18 protein-coding genes are annotated in these 19,417 nt (G+C 69.6%); 8 read left to right on the plus strand and 10 right to left on the minus strand.

What is annotated here, in order from left to right:
• Window positions 1–292 precede the first annotated feature (292 nt).
• Complete coding sequence (locus CUT83_RS30480) at window positions 293–2,707, minus strand: hypothetical protein (protein WP_101256180.1); 2,415 nt, start codon at window positions 2,705–2,707, stop codon at window positions 293–295.
• 207 nt (window positions 2,708–2,914) lie between these two features.
• Between CUT83_RS30480 and CUT83_RS14075 the strand changes: the two genes are divergently transcribed.
• Window positions 2,915–3,508, plus strand: coding sequence for a hypothetical protein (locus CUT83_RS14075; RefSeq protein WP_101256198.1), 594 nt, complete (start codon window positions 2,915–2,917; stop codon window positions 3,506–3,508).
• 517 nt (window positions 3,509–4,025) lie between these two features.
• On the opposite strand, the gene CUT83_RS14080 is transcribed toward CUT83_RS14075, so the two are convergent.
• The 3 genes from CUT83_RS14080 to CUT83_RS14090 form a co-directional block, all read right to left on the minus strand.
• On the minus strand, window positions 4,026–4,409 hold the full coding sequence (locus CUT83_RS14080) for a hypothetical protein (protein WP_101256181.1): 384 nt from the start codon (window positions 4,407–4,409) through the stop codon (window positions 4,026–4,028).
• Window positions 4,410–4,503: 94 nt separating this feature from the next.
• Entirely contained in the window at window positions 4,504–5,721 is a 1,218-nt protein-coding gene (locus CUT83_RS14085) for a S1 family peptidase (RefSeq protein WP_143688555.1), read from the minus strand.
• A 259-nt stretch (window positions 5,722–5,980) separates the two neighbouring features.
• Window positions 5,981–6,541 (minus strand): TetR/AcrR family transcriptional regulator, encoded by a 561-nt coding sequence (locus tag CUT83_RS14090; protein WP_240957655.1) that lies wholly within the window; start codon window positions 6,539–6,541, stop codon window positions 5,981–5,983.
• 283 nt (window positions 6,542–6,824) lie between these two features.
• Between CUT83_RS14090 and CUT83_RS14095 the strand changes: the two genes are divergently transcribed.
• Window positions 6,825–7,154 (plus strand): hypothetical protein, encoded by a 330-nt coding sequence (locus CUT83_RS14095; protein ID WP_101256183.1) that lies wholly within the window; start codon window positions 6,825–6,827, stop codon window positions 7,152–7,154.
• A gap of 212 nt (window positions 7,155–7,366) precedes the next feature.
• On the opposite strand, the gene tyrS is transcribed toward CUT83_RS14095, so the two are convergent.
• Complete coding sequence (gene tyrS / locus CUT83_RS14100; RefSeq protein WP_101256184.1) at window positions 7,367–8,635, minus strand: tyrosine--tRNA ligase; 1,269 nt, start codon at window positions 8,633–8,635, stop codon at window positions 7,367–7,369.
• 130 nt (window positions 8,636–8,765) lie between these two features.
• Here tyrS and CUT83_RS14105 point away from each other — a divergent pair, with 130 nt between their 5' ends.
• A complete protein-coding gene (locus CUT83_RS14105) occupies window positions 8,766–9,161 on the plus strand; it encodes a hypothetical protein (protein WP_101256185.1) in 396 nt (131 codons plus the stop codon).
• On the opposite strand, the gene CUT83_RS14110 is transcribed toward CUT83_RS14105, so the two are convergent.
• Together CUT83_RS14110 and CUT83_RS14115 are read right to left on the minus strand one after the other, a co-directional pair.
• Window positions 9,136–9,624, minus strand: coding sequence for an ATP-binding protein (locus tag CUT83_RS14110; RefSeq protein WP_101256186.1), 489 nt, complete (start codon window positions 9,622–9,624; stop codon window positions 9,136–9,138). The two genes, CUT83_RS14105 and CUT83_RS14110, sit on opposite strands and share 26 nt — an antisense overlap.
• Before the next feature lie 214 nt (window positions 9,625–9,838).
• Window positions 9,839–10,219 (minus strand): hypothetical protein, encoded by a 381-nt coding sequence (locus tag CUT83_RS14115; protein ID WP_240957654.1) that lies wholly within the window; start codon window positions 10,217–10,219, stop codon window positions 9,839–9,841.
• Between the two features lie 320 nt (window positions 10,220–10,539).
• Here CUT83_RS14115 and CUT83_RS14125 point away from each other — a divergent pair, with 320 nt between their 5' ends.
• From CUT83_RS14125 to CUT83_RS14145, 5 genes are all read left to right on the plus strand, one after another.
• Window positions 10,540–11,073 (plus strand): DUF6879 family protein, encoded by a 534-nt coding sequence (locus tag CUT83_RS14125; RefSeq protein WP_093850304.1) that lies wholly within the window; start codon window positions 10,540–10,542, stop codon window positions 11,071–11,073.
• 15 nt (window positions 11,074–11,088) lie between these two features.
• Entirely contained in the window at window positions 11,089–11,937 is an 849-nt protein-coding gene (locus tag CUT83_RS14130; protein ID WP_093850305.1) for a helix-turn-helix domain-containing protein, read from the plus strand.
• 221 nt (window positions 11,938–12,158) lie between these two features.
• A complete protein-coding gene (locus CUT83_RS14135) occupies window positions 12,159–13,280 on the plus strand; it encodes an adenosylhomocysteinase (RefSeq protein ID WP_101256188.1) in 1,122 nt (373 codons plus the stop codon).
• 190 nt (window positions 13,281–13,470) lie between these two features.
• Window positions 13,471–13,827 carry an NUDIX hydrolase gene (locus CUT83_RS14140; RefSeq protein WP_338154111.1) on the plus strand — a complete coding sequence of 119 codons (357 nt, stop codon included), beginning with the start codon at window positions 13,471–13,473 and terminating at the stop codon, window positions 13,825–13,827.
• A gap of 368 nt (window positions 13,828–14,195) precedes the next feature.
• Window positions 14,196–14,642, plus strand: coding sequence for a hypothetical protein (locus CUT83_RS14145; protein WP_240957651.1), 447 nt, complete (start codon window positions 14,196–14,198; stop codon window positions 14,640–14,642).
• Between the two features lie 90 nt (window positions 14,643–14,732).
• On the opposite strand, the gene CUT83_RS31525 is transcribed toward CUT83_RS14145, so the two are convergent.
• The 3 genes from CUT83_RS31525 to CUT83_RS14165 form a co-directional block, all read right to left on the minus strand.
• Entirely contained in the window at window positions 14,733–17,600 is a 2,868-nt protein-coding gene (locus tag CUT83_RS31525) for a DNRLRE domain-containing protein (protein WP_101256190.1), read from the minus strand.
• 662 nt (window positions 17,601–18,262) lie between these two features.
• Complete coding sequence (locus CUT83_RS14160; RefSeq protein WP_338154112.1) at window positions 18,263–18,508, minus strand: beta/gamma crystallin domain-containing protein; 246 nt, start codon at window positions 18,506–18,508, stop codon at window positions 18,263–18,265.
• A gap of 18 nt (window positions 18,509–18,526) precedes the next feature.
• Window positions 18,527–19,273, minus strand: a complete 747-nt coding sequence (locus tag CUT83_RS14165) for a transposase family protein (RefSeq protein WP_101254054.1) — start codon at window positions 19,271–19,273, stop codon at window positions 18,527–18,529.
• Window positions 19,274–19,417: the final 144 nt, after the last annotated feature.

A 19,417-nucleotide genomic window follows, 5' to 3' on the forward strand; every position in this document is an offset into this window, starting at 1 on the left:
GACGCCGCCGCCCTGCGTGGAGAGGTGCTGCGGGACCGCTGCCGCAACCGGCTGCCGGGGCGCCTGCGGGAGTCGGCCGACCCCGGCGAGGGTGCCTATGGCCCGCGGGTTCACCGGTCCGGCCATCTGCCGGCCGCGGCGGGAAACCTGGACCACGTCACCACCGGAGAGGACAACCGACCGGGCAGCGGTGGATATGAGCATATGAGGGGCCCCTCCCCGGCACGAGCGGTGGGGAGGGGCCCCTTCGTGAGGCTGCGGCTGCGGCTGCGGCTGCGGCTGCGGGCCGGCCTCAGCCGGTGGCGGCGTTCGCCCTGCGGCGGCGCATCCACCACGTCAGCGCTCCGCCCGCCGCGACGGCTGCGGCGGCGATGGCGCCGATCAGACCGGCCGGGGTGTCCGATCCGGTGTCGGCGAGGTTGCCGTCAGGGTCCTTCGCCGGGGGCTGGGCGGGCTTGCCGGTGTCACCGGGACCCGGGGTGGTGGGATCCGGCGCCGGGGTCGACGGGGCATCGGTCGGCGCCGGCTTCCCCGTGTCCGTGGGCGTGGGCGTGGGCGTCGGCGTGGGGGTGGGGTCGGGCTTGCCGTCGTCGGTCCTCGCGGCCCCGCTCCCGCCGAGGAACGTCACATCGGCATCCCGCGCGGAGGTCTGCGCCCGCACGCTGTCCTTCGTGGTCCGGGGAAGGTGCTGGTGCCGGAGCCGGAATTCCGCGGAGTCGATGTTGCGCTTGGGGGCCTCGGAGAAGTCGACGCCGCCCACGAAGAAGGTGTAGACGCGTCCGTCGCCGAGGGGCCACTCGTACGTGAACTCGCCCTCGGTGAAGGACTTCACCATCTCCTGCCACACGGTGCGCTTGTCCCAGTCGGCGTTCTCGCCGCGCAGCGGCCACCGCTTGAGGTCGTTGCTGTCGATGATGGGCCGGAAGTCGGTGGCCTTCTCGGCGTCCTGCTGCCTGATCCACTCGGCGGCAACCCGGGACTTGTAGACGCGGCGCAGGTCGGCGTACTTCTTCTCGGTGTTGATCTGCTTCTCGACGTGCGGAACGAGATGGCGGGTGATCAGCTGGTGGCTGCGCTCCTTCTCCGCCTCGGTGAGGTTCTTCGAGCAGTCCTCGCCGTGCACGGGGGTGTCGAAGTCCATCGCCGCGTGGTTGACCTTGAGCGGGGCGTCGAGGATGTAGATGCCGCCGTCCTGCTCGCGGACCTTCGCCCGGCCGGGGACGATCCAGTTGCGGCCGGGCCCCCAGCAGGGCACCCCGTCGACCTTGGGCGCGGCGTTCATGAACTCCTTGCCGGGGGACTTCCCGGGGTCCATGGCGCGGGAGAAGTCCCGCTTCATCTCCATGTCGGCTTCGAGGAGGACGCGTCCGGCGTCGGTCTTCCCGAACCCCTCGTCCATGATCTTGTCCGGCTGGTCCGGGTTCAGGTTCACCCACTGTCTGTCGGGGGTGAGGGCCAGCCATGTGAACAGGGCGTCCGAGGCCAGCTCGAGTTTCGCCTGCCCGCCCCAGCCGGGGTTGTCGTCCTCGTCGGGCGTGAAGTCGGCCTTCATGCTGTAGTCCAGCGCCTTGCCCTTGACGGGGTTGCCGACGTACTGGAGTTCCAGGGTGGAGAAGTCGACGCCGCCGGGACCGCGGCCGAGGGCGCCGCGGGTGTTCATCTGGTTGTGCTGGTTCTGGATCTGCTTCGCCTGTGCCGGGTTCTTCCCGGAGCCGTAGGCGATGGAGCCGACCGGGCCCTGGGTGCCGGTGTTCGGCCGCGGATTGAACACCGGGTAGGTCTTGGTGTACTTCGTCTGCGGCCACAAGCCCTTCGCCGTCGCCCGCCGCTCCGCGATCCGGATCGGGTTGTTGTTCGCCCCTCGTTCGCCGCGGAGCCTGTTGTTCTCCGCCTTGTACTCTCTGAGGGTGGTCTTGTTGGGCTTCTCCCCGGCGTACATGGTGAACTTCGACTTCGTGAAGTCGTGCTTCGCGTCCTTGTGGCGAAGGATGATCTTGTCGTTCCTGAACTGGTCGGGTTTCCGCTTGCCGTCGGCCTTGAACTCGCCCAGGTCGCCGGTGCGCCGGTTGTAGGCGTCGTAACGCCGGGAGGCGATCTTCCTGCCGTCCTTGTCGAAGATCTCGACCTTCACCTCGCACAGCCAGTCCGGGCCGACGAGGTTGAAGTCCTGGACGGTCTTCCGCTCGAAGACGCCGCCCTTCTCCCGGGAGTGCTGGGCGCCGATCAGGTTCTGCGGCACCCACTTCCCGAACGCCTTCGGGGACGGTTTGCCCTGGATGTACCGGGCGTAGCGGGCCCAGATGGCGCGCTTCATGTCCTCGGGGTCCTTCGACGCCCGGTAGGCGGCGTCCCACTTCCTGACGTCGGCGTCGGTGTTGCCGACGCTGTTCAGATCGGCGCGGGTGGGTGCGGGAACGTCCTCGAAGCCCTTGAACTCGAGGTTGAAGTAGTACTCCTCGTCCGGACCGCTCCTGGTCCAGTGGTGCCGGCCGGTGGGGGCTCCGGAGTTGTCCGGGGTGCGCGGGAAGGTCTTGCCGAGGTGCATCTTGTCGCACCGTCCACCGGAGGTGACCTTGGCGTAGTCGCCGGGCGCCGCGTTCGCGGCGCCGGGGAGGCCGACGAGCACCATCCCGGCCGCCGAGGCGATCGCGAGGCAGGAGGCCAGGCGTCGCCGGAGCCGGGTACGGATGGGTATCTGTGTCCTCATGCGTGTCCCTGATCATGGGGGGCCACGGGACTTCGGGTGATGTGGGCGGGCGGCTGGTAGGGGCCCCCGTGTCAGCTTCTCGCCGCCTGTCGGCCCACACACTAGGGGTCCCCAACACCCCGCATCCAAAGGTTTGTTGGGCGATTCGGGTATCGGCTTGGCGGCGCTGGAGCGGTGGTGCCGACGGTGTCCGCTACCGTCGGCCGCATGACCGGATCCGACGAGACGTACGACCCGACCCGGCACCCCGACCTGCTCAGGTGGATCGCTGAGCGCCGGGACGCCCACGAGTGGTGGGCCGCGCAGACCTCCTTCGCGGACGCGCTGGACTTCACCCCGGCCTCCCTGGGGACCCTGGACGATCTGGTCAGGGAAACCGCGAACAGCATGGAGGAGCTCACCGACCTGCGCATGACGCCCTTCGTCCAGGGCGCGATCTGGTACGTGGGGGAGGTGTTCCGCCGCCACCGGGAGATGGTGTGGAAGTACATCCCCGACATCGTCAGCGGGGAGCTCGAGCCGTTCTTCGGTGCGGCCGGGGAGACCTCCGCGCTCGACCACCCCTGCGTCGGCGCCCCCGGTGATCCGGAGAGCTATCTGTACCCGCTGAACATGCTCCGCCGGATCCTCCTCACCGAGGACGAGGTCGGCAACCCGGTCGAGGAGACGCTGCCGTCGATCTTCGCCGACCCCTTCGACGACCCCTTCGACGAGAACGACGAGAACGACGAGGACGACGAGGACGACGAGGACGACGAGGACGACGAGGAGGAGCCGGACCCGGCCGGCGGCCGGGGATGACCCCGGCCCGCACGCCGGCGCCGCCCACCCCCCGCCGCGAGCGGGCCGGTGGTCCGGCAGGGCCGATAGCAGCTCTTCCGGCTCGCGCGAGAGGCCCCAGGCTGTGCCGGTACAGCCGCAGGCACTCCCCGCCCGTCCGGCCCGGCCGCCGTCGCGCTACACCCCCGGCTTCATCGGACAGGAGGGTCCGACGGCGAAGCCGGGTTCGTCGACAAGGGAGTCGAGGGCTTCCAGCAGGCGGACGGGCTCCGCCTCCCGGCCCTTCCGGACGGAACCGGCGCTTGGCCGCCGGGTGGGGCGCCGGGGTGGGAACCATGCCGTGCTCCCCGAGCCGGAGAGCTCTCCACCGCAGGACGGATGGGCGTCCGCCACTCCTGCGTGCCGACGGCCGGACCGCGCGGACGGGCTGGAAACCGGACTCCTCCACCCCCGGAGGCGTGAAGACACCCCGTGCCGGAACAGCGCGGTCGGTAACCGTTGTTCGAGGGAGGTCGGCGCGAACGAAACCACGCGAGATCTAGCGCGAGGCGGCAGGTTCGGGCTTTCGGCGCAGCAGCGCCGGAAGAGCTGATACCGCACCCAGGAGGGCGAGGAAGGGGCCCACCCCCAGGCGCGGAGCGACGGCGGGTACGGGTCCGTCGAAGAACGCGGAGGCGTTCTCGTGGTCGAGCATGAAGTACACCGCGAATCCGACCGCAGTGAGCGCGGCGCCGATTCCGATCGCCTGGGCTGTGCGCGTCCCGAAGAACACGCACGCACACAGCAGGGCGGCACTGCAGACGTAAACCAGTGAGGCGGGGGCGCTGTACACGTGGAAGTCGGTGTCCCCGTAGTGCACCCACGGCACGGCGAGCGACCCGAGTGCGGCGAGCGCGCCGATCAGCGCGGAAGCTTTGCGCATGCTGAGGCTCCTGCCGGCGGGCCCGCGGTCCGCGGGCCCGCCGAGTGTTAGGAAGAGGTCTGGACCGAGACGCCGAGCAGATCCGCTGCGGGGATCACCTCGGTGAAGAGCAGGTACTCATAGGAGACACCCTCTTCCACCGGCGTGTGGCGGCGCTCACGATACCGCGAGCGACCAGGCCGCCCTGAGAGTGAGTCGACCAAACCGGTCCGCCGCTGTCGCCGTGAGCGACGGCGTTGCATCCGGCGCACTGCCGGGCCTCTACGCCTTGACGTGTCTTTCCTGAGTCGTCGGCCCACTCGACCAGCTCGTTGACGACCTGGATCGTGCAGCGGTTCGGGTAGCTCGTGTAGCCGCTCTGGCACACGTACTCCCCGTCCCAGGAGAGGGCGGTGGTCCTCACGTCGAAGACGTAGTCGTCGTTCACCCACACGCCCGCCTGACTGTTGAGGCTGATCAGGGCGCTGTCGGTGATGTTGTTCTCACGCTCGACGCTGCCGATGTTGTCGCCGTTCATGTCCTCGATGCCGTCGCCCACGTCATAGCAGTGTTCGGCGGTGAGAAGGTACTCGTCACCGGACGATCCACGGACGCCGAACGCGGCGGTGCAGGTGTACCCGCTGGCATACCAGTCCCATCGAATGGGAATTCCGCCCGGGTAGGGCGCGGACGGGTTCTCGCGACTTACGTTGTGGACCGGCTGCCCCTTCACGTAGTCGATGTCGTCGGCGGAAACCGGTGCCGTCCGCGGTCGATCCGCCGCGGCTCGGGCAGGGTCGTCGGTGCGGACCTCAAGCCCGGAACCGTCGCTACGGAGGACGATCGAGTGGATCTCGGATCCACCTGTACGCTGCTTCTTTTCCGCCTCCCATATCTTGGCGCTGGCGGCCCTCATGTCGGCACGGGAGTACTTGCTTTTCCGGACCTCAACGACTACTTCGCCTGCCTCGTTGCGGACCTTGGCCGTTGCTGCCTTCCCCTGGCCCGACATACGACGGCCTTCTGACGGATCGGTCGCATAGAGGATGACCTTGTTCCCAGCCGGTTCGACGCGTATACCGGAGAACTCGTCGCTGTACTTCGTGGTCTTGCCCAGGCGTCCGATGGCGTCGGCGACCTGACTGGCGGCAGAGTCGCTGTTGCCCCGAGCGCTCTGTTTCGACGGGTCCGCTTCGGCACGTTGGGTGATGCCGCTGGGCGATGGGGGCGCGGTACCGGGACCGAGGTCTCCCGGCACCGCGTGGGCAGGAGTTGAAGCGACCAGAGCGCCGGCTGCTGCGGCGATTGCTAGGGTCCTGAATCTTCCACTCACCAAGAGTTCCTCACCTTCTTGGTCGGAACAGGACGCAGGCAGGCTTCAATACGCGGACTTGATCGCGTGAATCGGCAACTCTCCTGCAGCAGCAGGCAACTTATGTAACGTGATCGGGAAGGTCAAGGGTGCGTAAAGCGCTGGCTGAGCGCATGGCCGGATCCGGACCGTCGCACTTGCGCCCCGGTGCTGTCGGTACGGAGGTCCACGCCTTCGGCCCCGCCGTCCTGCTCGCGGACCTCTCCCCGGCAGGGCCGGCTCAGGCCCGGTCGTCCTCGCGCCGACCGCTTTCCGCGCCGCCCGCCGGGGCCGGGGACAGGCAGCGGCGTACCAGTGCCAGGGTGCGGTCGGTCACGGAGTCCAGCGGGGCGCCGCGCTCCACGGCGGCCAGGGCCGTGTGCAGCATCCCGGCGATCAGGTCGGCGGTCAGCTCGGGGTCGGGGGCGCCGATCTCCCGGACGGCGGCGCGGAACGGTTCGACCTGCTCCAGGTGGAGTTCCATCAGCCGCTCCTGGCAGGCGGGAGGCAGACCGGCGCTCATGAGGGCGGCGGCCGGCCGGTGCGCGCCCTCGGCGCCCAGGCGCAGGCTCTCCCGGAAGAACGCCTCGACGCGCTCGACCGGGCCGCTCGCCGCGGCCATGGCGCCGGTGAGCGCCTCGTTCGACCGCCGGAAGGCCTCCTCGGTGATGGTCGCCAGCAGGGCCGCCGAGGAGTCGAAGTACTGGTAGACGCTGGAGCGGGCCAGGCCCGCCCGGGCGCCGACCGCCGCCGGGGTTGACGACGTATGCGACCGGCAGGTCCGCCTCCGGCCGTCCGGCACACCCTGGTCGCAGGCGAGCGGGAACGGACGCCGTGGCCGTGCCCCTCCCGGGCGCGGCGGACCGGACGGGGGTCGGCGATGTACGGGCGGTCCGGCCCGGCGAGGTCCGCCTCACCGGCGGTGGCGAACTCCGCGGCCTCCGGCGGACTGTCCGGCCGGCACACGGCGAGCACCGGGAGACCGGGGATCTCCTTCTTGCCGCGAAGTCGCGGAGCGGGCACCGTTCGGCCGCTGTCCGGACACGGGAAGTGGCAACACCGACACCGGAAGGCATAACACCGACATGCTGGCGTGTGGCTGTCTGAACCCGATCGACATCGCGGCGACCCTGGCCGGATACGGCCTGGCGGGTATCGCGGTCCTCGGCGTCGCGATGCTGTGCCTGACCGGCCTGCTGCTCGGCGGGCTCGCCCTCGGAGGGAACCTGGTCCTCCGCCGGTGGGGCGCCGGCGCGGAAACCGGCGCGGAAACCGACGGCACACCGGCCGGTCTGGCCTCGTTCACCTGGGAGGACGCGCCGAGGACCCCGCGGCGCCCCCGGACCGCGGGAAGGAACGCGGCCGGCCGGCCACCCCGCCGGGGAGACCCCGGCGGTGACAGCCGCCCCCGGTGACCCCACGGAGATAGCGCGGAAACGGCGCGGAAACGGCACAGCGGACCGGTCGCCCGGCCACCCGCCGGAGACGACCCGGCGGCACCGACGCCCAGCGCACGATGCTCGGCGAACCCCCCGGCCCCGCCGCCCCCGGAGAGCCGGACGCGCGAACGCGGCGGCCCGGGGCAGTCGCCCCGGGCCGCCGCGTTCTCAGGCCGTGTCAGGCCGTGTCAGGCTCCGGTGACCTCGACGGCCGCCAGGTTCTTCTTGCCGCGCCGCAGCACCAGCCAGCGCCCGTGCAGCAGCTGGTCGGCCGTGGCGACGGCGTCCTCGGCGGTCACCTTCACGTTGTTCACGTAGGCGCCGCCCTCCTTCACGGTGCGGCGGGCGGCCGACTTGCTCGCCACCAGGCCGACCTGCGCGAACAGGTCGGTGATCTGGCCCAGCTCGCTCACCTTGGCGTGCGGGAGCTCGGAGACCGCGGCGGCCAGCGTCGCCTCGTCCAGCCCGGCGAGATCGCCCTGACCGAACAGCGCCTTCGACGCGGCGACCACGGCCGCGCACTGGTCGGCGCCGTGCACCAGCGTGGTCAGCTCCTCGGCCAGGGCGCGCTGCGCGGCACGGGCCTGCGGCCGCTCCTCGGTCATCCGCTCCAGCTCCTCCAGCTCCTCGCGGGAGCGGAAGGAGAGGATGCGCATGTACCGCGAGATGTCCCGGTCGTCGGTGTTCAGCCAGAACTGGTAGAACGCGTACGGCGTGGTCATCTCCGGGTCCAGCCAGAGCGTGCCCGTCTCCGTCTTGCCGAACTTGGTGCCGTCCGCCTTCGTCATCAGCGGCGTCGCCAGCGCGTGCACCTCGGCGTGCGGCTCCAGGCGGTGGATCAGGTCCAGGCCGGCCGTGAGGTTGCCCCACTGGTCGCTGCCGCCGGTCTGGAGGGTGCAGCCGTAGCGCCGGTACAGCTCCAGGAAGTCCAGGGCCTGAAGCAGCTGGTAGCTGAACTCCGTGTAGGAGATGCCCTGGTCGGAGGCCAGACGCTGGGCGACCGACTCCTTGGTGAGCATCTTGTTCACCCGGAAGTGCTTGCCGACGTCCCGCAGGAAGCCGATCACGGACAGGCCCGAGATCCAGTCCATGTTGTTGACCATGACCGCCGCGTTGTCGCCCTCGAAGGAGAGGTACGGCTCGATCTGCGCGCGCAGCCGGGCCACCCACCCGGCGATGGTCTCGGAGTCGTTCAGGGTGCGCTCGGCGGTCGGCCGGGGGTCGCCGATGTGGCCGGTCGCACCGCCCACGAGCGCCAGCGGCCGGTGCCCGGCCTGCTGGAGCCGGCGGACGGTGAGCACCTGCACCAGGTGCCCGACGTGCAGGCTGGGCGCGGTCGGGTCGAAGCCGCAATAGAACGTGACGGGGCCGTTCGCCAGAGCCTTGCGCAATGCGTCCTCGTCGGTGGACTGGGCGAGCAGCCCGCGCCACCTGAACTCCTCGACGATGGCCGTCACGGTCCTGTGTCTCCTTGGGTTGTGTTCCGGTCTGGCGGCCAGTGTAGTGCGCCGGCCCTTTCCCACCGTTTCCGTCCTGTGGACGGCTGACGCTCCCGGCCCTCCGGCCGCCACCGGCGATACTGGGCGCGTGGAGCCGACGACCGCCGCCGCGTGTGCCGAGGTGCTGCGGGACCGCTACCGCAGCCGGCTCCCGCAGCGCCTGCGGGAGCCGGTAGGCCCCGTCGAGGGGACCGTCGACCTGCCGCTCCACATCGCCTGGTCCGGACGCACGAGCTACAGCCTGGACCGCCCGAAGTCCCGCATGACGCTCTACCGGACCGTCCTCGCCGAGGGCTTGCGCGAGGACCTGGAGAGGTTCCTCCACCACCGGCTGCTCGCCGAGCAGTGGCCCGTTCTGCGCCGCCTGGTCAGCCCGCACGTCCGCGAGGTCTGGGAGGAAGCCTTCTCCGAGCTGCCCCGCACCGCCCAGGCCGACGCGGCTGCCGCCGCACCGCGCCTCACCCCTCGGTGGCCGGGGTGGTGAGGACCGCGCGGACGGTCTTGCCGCCGGGCGGGTGGGGGACACAGTCCCAGTGGTCGGCGAGGGCGGTGACGAGGGTGAGGCCGTGCCCGCCGGTGCGGAGCGGCTCGGCCTCGGCGTCCGGCCCGTCATCCGGCCCGGCGTCCGGTCCGGCGTCCGGCGCGGGGACGCGCGGCTCGCACTCCCCGCGTGCGTCGGTCACCTCGACGGTCAGGCGGCCGGCCGTCCGGTCGTAGGTGAGCGCCAGGCGGAAGCAGCGGCCGGGCACGTGCCCGTGGAGGACGGCGTTGGCGGCCAGTTCCGCGACGACGAGTTCGGCGCGCTCGGCGAGATCCTGCGGCACCTCCCAGGAGAGCATCTCGGTCACGGTCAGGAGCCGGGCCAGACGGGCCCCGCGCCGCGTGGACGACAGAAGCTGTGTGAAGGCGGCGAGGGCCTCTCCGGCCTGCGGTGTCGCTCGGTTCATGCGGGCCAGGGTGGGGGTCGCGCGGGGGCGCGAACGAGTGCGCGGCCGTGTACGCGGAGTCCGTGTACGAGCGCTTCGGGTGGACGGTACGGAAGTGCTCCGTCACGCCGGCCGGTGACCGCGAGCGCCGTCGGCGTCCGTCGCGGTCCGGGCATGGGGCACGGCGGACGGACGGCACCGGCGGGGCCCGGCCGCCGGGCCCCGCTGCCCGTCCTCAGCAGGTTATGCGGCGCTCGGCGCTCTCGTAGGAGGCGAGGTTGTAGTCGACGCCCACGACCGTCTTGTAGGTGTAGGTGCCGGAACCCGTGCAGTTCCACCACGCCATGCTGGAGCCGCTCTCCAGCGGGGTCCAGTCCAGCTCCTCCCAGCCGTACCAGCGGTGGCGCAGGAGGGAGACCGTGGCGTCCGAGCAGCCGCTGCTGGTCTTGCTGGCGGTGCCGATGACCTCACTGATGCCCTTGTAGGGGGTGGAGATGTTGTAGCAGCTCCGGTCCCAGTCCGCGGCGGCGGCCGGTGTGACCGGCATCAGCAGCGTGGCCGAGGCGGCCAGAGCGACGGTGAGGCACGACTTACCGGCAAGTCCGAGAGTGCGCATGACAAAGTTCCTGTCTGTGGAGACGTGTGGGATGCGGGGCCCGAGAACACTTTCACGCGGCCCGAGCTAGATCAACTCATATCTTCGCACTGCCAAAACCCTTCATCAGCAGGGGACTTGGCGTCGAACGCACCCACCGCCCGAAGTGGTGCGGCGCGGGGCGGGCGTGGCTTGGACGGGGCCCGTGACGCGGGCGGCCGGACACGTCCGGTCCGCAGGGGCGGGCAGTCAGGCACGTGAGGTCTTGGTGGGAATCCCCGCCCATGAGACGGTGATCCGCGTCCCCGCCCGCATGGTGCCGATTCCGAGGGAGGCGTGTGATGTCGCGGAGCGGCGTGCCGAGCTTCGCTGAGCTGCTGTCCGGTACGTGCCGCAGCGCGGTGCACCTGGAGATGCGCGATGCGTACGGCGTCGGTGACGAGGTTGAGGAGTTCGAGCATTTCAAGCGCACCGGCCACGTCGACCTGGACCCGACGGCGCGGTGGTGGCCCCAGTGGCTGGGCCTGGTGCGGGAGGCCGTCGGCCGTGGTGTGGTGATGCGCCGGGCCCGGATCGTCTCCGAGCCCGTGACGGACTACATCCGGTGGGAGCACGCCGCCACCCCGCTGAACATCGGGGCGGGTGAGCTGGTGCGCTGGCTGCCCCGCCGGCGGGCCGTGGACATCGCCCTGCCCGGAGCCGACTTCTGGCTGTTCGACGACCGCCTGGTGCAGTTCAACATCTTCACGGGAGACGGGGACTGGGCGGTTCCGCCCAAGGAGTTCAGTGAGGATCCCGCCGTGGTCAAGCTCTGCTCCGACGCTTTCGAGGCCGTGTGGGAGCGTGCCGTCGACCACGAGAAGTACACCGTCTGAGCATTACGCGCACCGATGCCCGCTTCCCCCTCCTCCAGCGCCCAGGCGGCCCGCGAGGCGCTTGCCGTCCGCCTGACGCACCTCCGCAAGGACGCCGGCCTCACCGGGAAGGAACTGTCCGCCCGGTGCGGCTGGCACCCCGCGAAGACCACCCGCATCCAGAAGGGCGAGGTCCAGCCCACCGACGTGGACATCCGCGCCTGGTGCGCCGCCTGCGACGCCGTCGACCAGGCCGAGGACCTGATCGCCACGGCCCGCACCGTCGACTCGATGTACGTCGAGTGGCGCAGGAGCCACCGGACCGGCATGCGCAGGACCCAGGAGGACTTCTACGATCTCTACGCGCAGACCGGCGTCACCCGCGCCTACGTCTCCAACGTCGTGCCCGGTTTCTTCCAGACCCCCGCCTACGCCACGGCCCTGATGCAGGCCATCACCGACTTCCAGGGCACTCCCGACGACGTCTCCGAGGCCGTCGCGGCCCGCGTCGCCCGGAGTCGGTTCCTGTACGAGGGCGGGCACCGGTTCGTCGTGCTCATGGAGGAGTCCGTCCTGCGCTACCGGGTCGGCGACACCGAGACGATGGCCGGACAACTGAGGCATCTGCTGACCGTGATGCCGCTTCCTTCCGTCTCCTTGGGCGTCATACCTTTCGGCGCACGCCGGACCATGTGGCCGCTGGAGGCGTTCTACCTCCATGACGGCACACGCAGTGTCGTGGAAACCCTCACAGCCGAGATCAACGTGGTGCGGCCCAGCGAACTCGCCGACTACCGCAAGGCGTTCGGGGAGCTGATGAAGATGGCCGTCCACGGCGGCGCCGCCCGCGCCCTGGTCAACGCGGCGATCGGCTCGCTCGGGTGACATTCCGCAATTCCCCGCAATTTCTTTGAGGTGCAACTCACTTTCTCCGTACGGTCGTTGAAGTCGCCGGGCGGAGACCGGGCTCCCTTCGGCAGCAGTGAAGGAGGATCCCGCCCGTACACCTCGCCCGCAGCCGGCCGGCCGCTACCTGGACGCCCGTACCCGTTGAACCCGGTTCTTCCCGCACGGCCCTGGACGGACAAGGATGAGAGGGAACCGCCATGGAGACCTTCGAACGCGCCCGGCTGGACGCCTACTTCGCCCGGATCACCGCCCGGTTCGCGCCGGGCGAGCAGACCGCGTCGTTCCTGATCACCCATCTGTTGCCCGAGCGTCCCTCGTTCGTCCGCGCCGTCGCCGCGATGACCCGGCCGGCAGCGGTGCTGCCCAAGCCGAAGTCCGTCCACCCGGCCGCGAAACGCGAGGTCGAGCGGACGATCCCGGTCGACACCCTCACCCGCGACCTGTTCACGGACCAGGGCACCGCCCTGGACTACTTGGAGTCCCGGGCCGCGGGCGAGACGGTCTGCCTGCTGGACGTCGGCGGCTACTTCGCACCGAGCCTCGCAGAGGTCCACAGCCGCTTCACCGGCCGCCTCGCCGGGGTGATCGAGGACACCGAGAACGGGCACCGCCGCTACGAGGACCTCGACAAAACCCCCTGCCCCGTCATCTCCGTGGCCCGCTCACCACTGAAGGACCCCGAGGACTTCCTCGTCGGCCAGTCCGTGGTCTTCTCCACCGAGGCCGTCATGCGGGACCGGGGCGACATCCTCCACGGCCGCCCGGCACTGGTGATCGGCTTCGGCAAGCTCGGCAGCTCGATCGCCAGGCTTCTGCACGCCAAGGGCGTCCAGGTCACCGTCTTCGACATCGACCCGGTCCGCCGCACCCAGGCACTGTCCCAGGGGTTCACCGTCGCCCGCGACCGTGAGACAGCCCTGACCGGGGCCGGCCTGGTGCTCTGCGCGACCGGCGCCGTCTCCCTGCGCGGCGAGGACTTCTCCCACCTGCGAAACGGCGCCTACGTCGCCACCGTCACCTCCAGCGAGGACGAACTCGACCTCGCCGGACTCCCCGACGTCTACACCCGCACCCAGGTCGGCGACCACGTCACCCGCTACCAGACAACCGGCCACTACTTCTATCTGGCGAACGGCGGCAACGCCGTCAACTTCATCCACGGCGCCAGCGTCGGGCCGTTCATCTTCCTGGTCCAGGCCGAGATCCTCGCCGCGATCAGGATGCTCACCCGCGGCGACCTCACTCCCGGCATCCACGAGGTCCCCGCATCCGACCGCGAAGCCATCGCGGCGACCTGGCTCTCCTACTTCAACAGGTGATCACCTTGGCCATCACGGCAGAGCACATCCGCACCACCATCGCCGCCTACCTCGAAGAACACCCGGGGACAAGCGCGAACTCGGCGCCGTCCTCGATCTGATCGACGGCGGCGGCGACCTCACCAGCCGCAAGACCCTGCCCGGTCACGCCACGGCCGGCGCGATCCTCGTCGGCCCCGACGGCCGTGTCCTGCACGTCCTCCACAACGCGACCCGGAAGTGGCTTCTGCCCGGCGGCCACCTCGAGCCCTCGGACGAGACGCTCCCGCAGGCCGCCGGCCGCGAACTCACCGAGGAGACCGGCATCCCGCCCCACGTCGTCACCCCGCACGGCGAGATTCCGCTCCACATCGACATCCACCCCATCGACGCCAACCCCGCCAAGGGCGAGCCCGCCCACCGGCACTTCGACTTCCGCTTCCTCTTCCGCACCACGGCCGGAATCGGCGAACTGCAGACAGAAGAGGTCAGTGCAGCCGCCTGGCGCGAGGTGGAGAGCCTCCACGACGAACGCCTCAGGCATCGCATTGCCCAAGCCCTCCGCTGAGCCACAACCGGCTGCCCCGCAACCGGGTTCCTCACCGCGGGCGGGCAGCCGCCCACCAGCCCGGGCGGGAACGTGTCCGACGCCCCTCACGGCGCTGCGGCGGTTCCGCCGTGGACGCACCTCGTCGTCGGCGGGGGAGTGGTCCGGGATGCGGTGTTGCTCGGGGCGTGCGGGGCGAGGTGGGGACGCCTCGTCAGCCGAGAATGCTCAAGCAGCCCTGGCGCGTTGGACGGGAGAGACACAAGTGATTCACTTTCCGGAAACTCCCTGTCGTTTGCGAACCGACTGTCGAGGTGAGAGCACCGTTGAGTAGGCTACTGGATGCCTTTGAGACCGTGGTAAGCCCTGGTTACCGCCTGTTTGGGCTGGTGGACACAGCACTCGACGAACATGTGCCGGAGGCGGATCGTTCGAAGTGGCTGCTGTCCGCGCCCGGCATGGTTCACCTGCGGGTGCCACCCCAGGTTATCGAGGTGGCCGTTCGGCTGGAGAGCTGGTCCGCCCCCCCTCCGCGAAATGATGCCCAGTGGTTCGGCCAGGAAGAGGTGGAGGTAGAACTTCCCGGGGGTGACCTTGCCATCGAGACCATAGACGGCGGGCTGACAGATGTCCCCTTGAGCCTGCCTTCGCCCGGGCTTTACACAATGCGATGGCAGTGGATTTTCCACGGGGACAGGGGTGTGTTCACTTCACCGCTGCGGGGAGGGGCGGCCCCTTTGCCGATTCCTCCGGGGGAGAGGGACGAACTGAACGGCAAGGATCAGTACTGTCTTGTGCAGATCTGGCGCGTGCCCGCCGACGTCGAGGGGGAGTGACAAGTCTGCGGAGCCGGCATGATGAGCCGGCCCCGCAGCTTTGCTACTCCCGGAAACACATTCCGGCCGGTTGGTCAGCCGGCCGGCTGCTCAGTTCCCGATCACGATGATGAAGGGGTCGTGGTTGAGGATCCGGTCGTTGTCGTACCAGGCGTTGAGGCGACGCCCGGCTTCTTCGTTCTCGTCCGCGTCGACATAGCGCACGGAGAAGGCGTTGATGTACTGATCTCCTTCGTATTCGCTGCGTGCTGCGCCCTCATACGTGGAGGCCATGGGGAACTCGTCGCACTGGAGGTCGTCGTCCGGGCCGGGCTTGCCCGGCATGGCGCTCCCGTCGCAGGTGGAACGGACTCGGTAGCGATTGGCGTTGTATCTGCTCAGCTCGTCCGCCCCGGCCGCTTTTGCGAGGCGATGCATCGGCTGCAGGGCTTCTCCGCCGGGCAGTTCCTTGTCGGCCTTCGGCGGGTAGGTGTTGCCCGGGTCTTCGAGGGCGTCTCCGACGTGTTCCGCGACCGCGGCCACTCCGAAGTATTCCTCTCCGGGAGCATTGGGATCGCTCGTGTCACTCCTGTCGTAGCGGAGGGCGGGTGTGGCGTCAGGGAAGACGGAACCCAGTTGAGAGCGCCGGTTGTAGGCGGCACTGTCGAAGCGTACTTCCCCCTGCTCGCCTTCAGCGGGGATGATCTGGTCATACCCGGGGACGGTGAACTCGAGGATCGGGGTGAACAGTCCTGTGGCGACCTGATCGCCGTGGGCGACGTCGGGGGCCTCCGGGGCAGTCGACCACAGGTCGAACTTGGTGTCGCCGTCGGCCTTCCACTGGCTCGGATGGTCGTCCCGGCCGGAGGAGAGTCCGGTCTCGCACGCTTCCTCGTCCCTGGCTCCCGACGGCACTCCAGGTGCCCAGTTCCCTTCGCACTCCAACTTGACTTCGAGCTTGGAGCCAGCCTTGTTGAAGTCCCCGCTGGAGACGAAGACGTCCACATTGAAGTCGAATTCGACGAAGCGGGTGTATGGGCTAGCGACAAGGCCGCCTATCTTCCCGTACCCGATGAGCGTGTTCTGGGATATGAAGAATCCCTGCAGATAGCATCCGGGCGGCCACAGCCCGCACTTGACGGCGGGCATCACCGTCAGGGTCTCCTGGCAGTAGGAGAAACGATTCTTGATCCATCCGGACTGGTTGTCCGAATCATCGGCGTCGACGCATTCGTCGACGTCGGCGATGTACTCGTACTTGTCGAAGCCTGAATTCTCTGGCTTACGGCCTCGGGGGAATCTCGTGCTGGGAACGGTATAGGTGCGCTCCCAGACGGCGGCTGTTCCGACGGATTCCTGGGTGGACGGGCCGCCGCGGGGACGCACGCCGAGTGCCTCCAGGTTGCCGTCCCTGTTCAGGGTTTCCTCGACCAGTGCCGGGTTGTCGATCAGCTCCGGGTCGTTGATCGTGTAGCTGTCGCCGGGCTGCAGGGTGGTGGGGGTGCCGGCGGCCGCGGTCTCCACGGCGAAGGTGGCCCACGGCGACCAGCCGAGGTTGTAGTGCGTTCCGTCGTAGGGGTTGGTGCGGAACTTGTACATCTTGCCGTCGACCAGCTGGCCGTCCGGGACCCGCACCGTCGCCCATTCCCCTGGGGCGACGTAGTCGGAGACGAGTACGCCGTCTCCGGCCGGTGTGGTGATGGGCGTGTCGGTCTCCGCGTCATAGACCTGGAAGGCGGCGCTGACCGTGTCGCCGTCCGCGTCCTCGAACTTGTCCCTCAGCGTCGGGGTGAGGGTGTTGACCCCCCACACGCCGTTGTAGGAGGTGAACGGCGGACCGGCCTGTTGGGCTGTCCCGTCCTGCGGACGGTAGTTGTAGGTGACCGTCAGCTTGGGCTGGTTGGAGGTGGCGTTGCCGGAGTTGACGCGCTTCCAGGCCCGGGTGTCGTTGGTGGTGGTGCGCAGGCCCATGTGGCCGCGGGTGGCCTGGGCGGAGGCCCAGGTCTGGACGAGGGTGTCGACGTCGGCGTTGATCCACCCGTCGGGCTGGCTGTCGGTGCAGCCGGGGTTGCCGCGGGTCTGGGTGGAGGAGTGGTACTGCTGCTTCCAGGTGGGCTGGTTGGTCCAACGGGAGGACGTCGAGGAGGCGGTGGTGTCCCAGACCGTCCATTCCTGGGCGGAGCAGTCGGTGTTGCCGGAGTGGAAGTTGTAGAGCGCCAGGTTGGTGTCGACGACCAGCGCGTCTTGGATCGGTGTGGTGTTCCAGGTGATGAAGGAGCGGGCGCTGCGGTAGGTTCCGTCGGGGTTGGTGGTGCCCGGGTTGCCCATGTCGAGTTCGACGTCGTTGGACCAGTCGACGGTCTCGCCCTGCTGGACGTAGGTGTCGAAGGTGGCGGACAGGGCGGAGGTGGAGGGGTCGACGGTGACCGGGTACTGGGTCTTCGGGTCGGCGAGGAAGTCGGCGCTTGGGGTGATGACCAGGTCGATGCGGCCGCTGCCCTTGGTGACGACCTTCATATCGACGCGGGCCCGGCGGGTGTGCTTGCCGGATATCTCGTCGACGGAGGCGTCCCACATCACCGGGGCGGGCATGGTCGCGCGTGCGGCACCCGTCCTGGCGTCGGTGAACGTGACGGAGCCGTCGTCGTTGGCCCTGGCCTCCAGCCCCTTGGCCTTGACCGGCAGGGTGTACGAGTACGCGCCCTCGGGCCGCTCGTGGATCTCGACGAACTGCTCGAAACCGGTCCGGGTGGCCTCGACGATGACATCGGCGCCGGGCACGTGCCCGTGGAGGACGGCGTTGGCGGCCAGCTCCGCGACGACGAGTTCGGCGCGCTCGGCGAGGCCCTGCGGCACCTCCCAGGAGAGCATCTCGGTCACGGTCAGGAGCCGGGCCAGCCGGGCCCCGCGCCGCGTGGACGACAGCAGTTGCGTGAAGGCGGCGAGGGCCTCTCCGGCCTGCGGTGTCGCTCGGTTCATGCGGGCCAGGGTGGGGGTCGCGCGGGGGCGCGAACGAGTGCGCGGCCGTGTACGCGGAGTCCGTGTACGAGCGCTTCGGATGGACGGTACGGAAGTGCTCCGTCACGCCGGCCGGTGACCGCGAGCGCCGTCGGCGCCCGTCGCGGTCCGGGCCCGGAACACGGCGTCCCTGGTCATCGTTGCCAGGACCCGGCCGACTCTCGTCCGTGGCCCTGACGCCCTCGATACCGCGCAGTTGGTGCACGAGTCCGTACCGCGCGCGTCCGGCAACGCGCCGCCCGGCCCTGAGGCACGACGAGAACCCGCCCGGGCGACAGGACCGGGCGAAGGCGGTCACGCGCGGCCGGACTCCGGCCCTTCGGCCGTGTCCGGCCGCGCGGTGTCTCCTCGTATCACCGCGTCCCGCCACTGCCTGTCGCGGAACCCACGGCACGCATCACGCCTTCGCGGGTGAACCCGGCCTTCTCCGAGGATCGTTGCTCGGCGACGGGAGAGTGCGTGAACAGGTGGTCGACGAGGAGGTGCTGCGCGGCGGTGCCGATGCCCCGGCCGCGCGCCCCGGGCCGCGGTTGCGCGCCGACGTTCCGGTACGGGGTGCGCCCCGCGCCGGTCCGGCGTCAGGCGACGATCCCGAGCGCGCCGCCGCTGAGCATGCCGGTGTCTCAGAAGATCTGAATGGATGTGATGTTCGGCGGCCGGTTGGGGTAGGTCACGATGTTCCAGCGACTGATCCTGATGGTGTCGCCGTTGGCGTCGTTCATCTGGATGTCGTTGTTCCCGGTGGAGATCTTGTCCACCCAGGCGCCGCCTCCGAGTCCCATGGTTCCCGCGTTGGCGGCGCAGAATTCGAAGGGACCGGAAGGGCCGACAATGAGCGGACGGTCGTAATGGCCCCATATGTGCAGCAGGTCGTCAGTGAACGCTTCTCATCCTGAGCGCCAGGCGATCTCGATGGCGTGAACGGCGGCGACCGTGCGACCGATGCGGTTGGTGCTGCACCGGGCCTTGCGGAGGATCCGCCATTGCTTGAGGCGGGCGAAGGCGCGTTCGCCCGGGGCGCGCAGCCGGGCGTGGTCGCGGTTGTACTGCTGGTAGTGCTCGGGCAGGTCGCGATGACCGTAGTAGGGGGTGCGGACGGTCGCGCCGGCGCCCTGGTAGGCGCGGTCGGCCAGGACGAGGAGCTGACGGGACAGGCAGGCTTGGATCACACCGTGGGCGCGGGCTGCGGTCAGGTCGTGCGTGCGGCCCGGTGTCGCGCGGGAGAACCAGAGCGGGGTGCCGTCCGGGCGGGCGATGACCTGCACGTTCATCCCGTGGCGGCGGTGCTTCTGCGAGTAGTACGGCTCGTCCGCCGCGATGCGGTTGGTAGTGATCAAAGTGCCGTCGAGGATGACGAACCCCTCCGGCGGCAGCTCGCGCAGGGCCTCGTGCAGGCTCGGGGCGCGCTCGGCGAGGAGGTCGACCGTTTCGCTCACGTACCGGCCGGCGGTGGCGGTGGAGATGCCGAACCCCGCTGCGGCCTGGGCCAGGGTCTCGTTCTTGCGCAGGTGCACCAGGACCAGCAGGGCCTGGCGGAAGCAGCCCAGCTTCCGCCAGCGGGAGTTCAGCTCACGCCTTCGGGCGTAGATGAGCCAGGAAACGTGCTCCACGACTTCGTGGGGGACGTCGAGCATGGCACGATACGGGACCAACAGGGCTCCTGTGTCGAGACGTTGGCGAGTGAGATCACCAGCCGCAACGACCAGGAGCCCTGCCGCGTTACGGCCCCCCGACCACCAGCCGCCATCACCCACGAACCACAGGATGAGAAGCGTTCA

Source organism: Streptomyces barkulensis (genome assembly GCF_002843305.1).
GTDB lineage: Bacteria > Actinomycetota > Actinomycetes > Streptomycetales > Streptomycetaceae > Streptomyces > Streptomyces barkulensis.

Excerpts from the sequence above, each read along its gene's own strand:
- CUT83_RS30480 (WP_101256180.1), bottom strand. The coding sequence starts at position 2,707 with ATGAGGACACAGATACCCATCCGTACCCGGCTCCGGCGACGCCTGGCC.
- CUT83_RS14075 (WP_101256198.1), top strand. The coding sequence starts at position 2,915 with ATGACCGGATCCGACGAGACGTACGACCCGACCCGGCACCCCGACCTG.
- CUT83_RS14080 (WP_101256181.1), bottom strand. The coding sequence starts at position 4,409 with ATGCGCAAAGCTTCCGCGCTGATCGGCGCGCTCGCCGCACTCGGGTCG.
- CUT83_RS14095 (WP_101256183.1), top strand. The coding sequence starts at position 6,825 with ATGCTGGCGTGTGGCTGTCTGAACCCGATCGACATCGCGGCGACCCTG.
- CUT83_RS14110 (WP_101256186.1), bottom strand. The coding sequence starts at position 9,624 with ATGAACCGAGCGACACCGCAGGCCGGAGAGGCCCTCGCCGCCTTCACA.
- CUT83_RS14115 (WP_240957654.1), bottom strand. The coding sequence starts at position 10,219 with ATGCGCACTCTCGGACTTGCCGGTAAGTCGTGCCTCACCGTCGCTCTG.
- CUT83_RS14125 (WP_093850304.1), top strand. The coding sequence starts at position 10,540 with ATGTCGCGGAGCGGCGTGCCGAGCTTCGCTGAGCTGCTGTCCGGTACG.
- CUT83_RS14130 (WP_093850305.1), top strand. The coding sequence starts at position 11,089 with ATGCCCGCTTCCCCCTCCTCCAGCGCCCAGGCGGCCCGCGAGGCGCTT.
- CUT83_RS14135 (WP_101256188.1), top strand. The coding sequence starts at position 12,159 with ATGGAGACCTTCGAACGCGCCCGGCTGGACGCCTACTTCGCCCGGATC.
- CUT83_RS31525 (WP_101256190.1), bottom strand. The coding sequence starts at position 17,600 with ATGAACCGAGCGACACCGCAGGCCGGAGAGGCCCTCGCCGCCTTCACG.
- CUT83_RS14165 (WP_101254054.1), bottom strand. The coding sequence starts at position 19,273 with ATGCTCGACGTCCCCCACGAAGTCGTGGAGCACGTTTCCTGGCTCATC.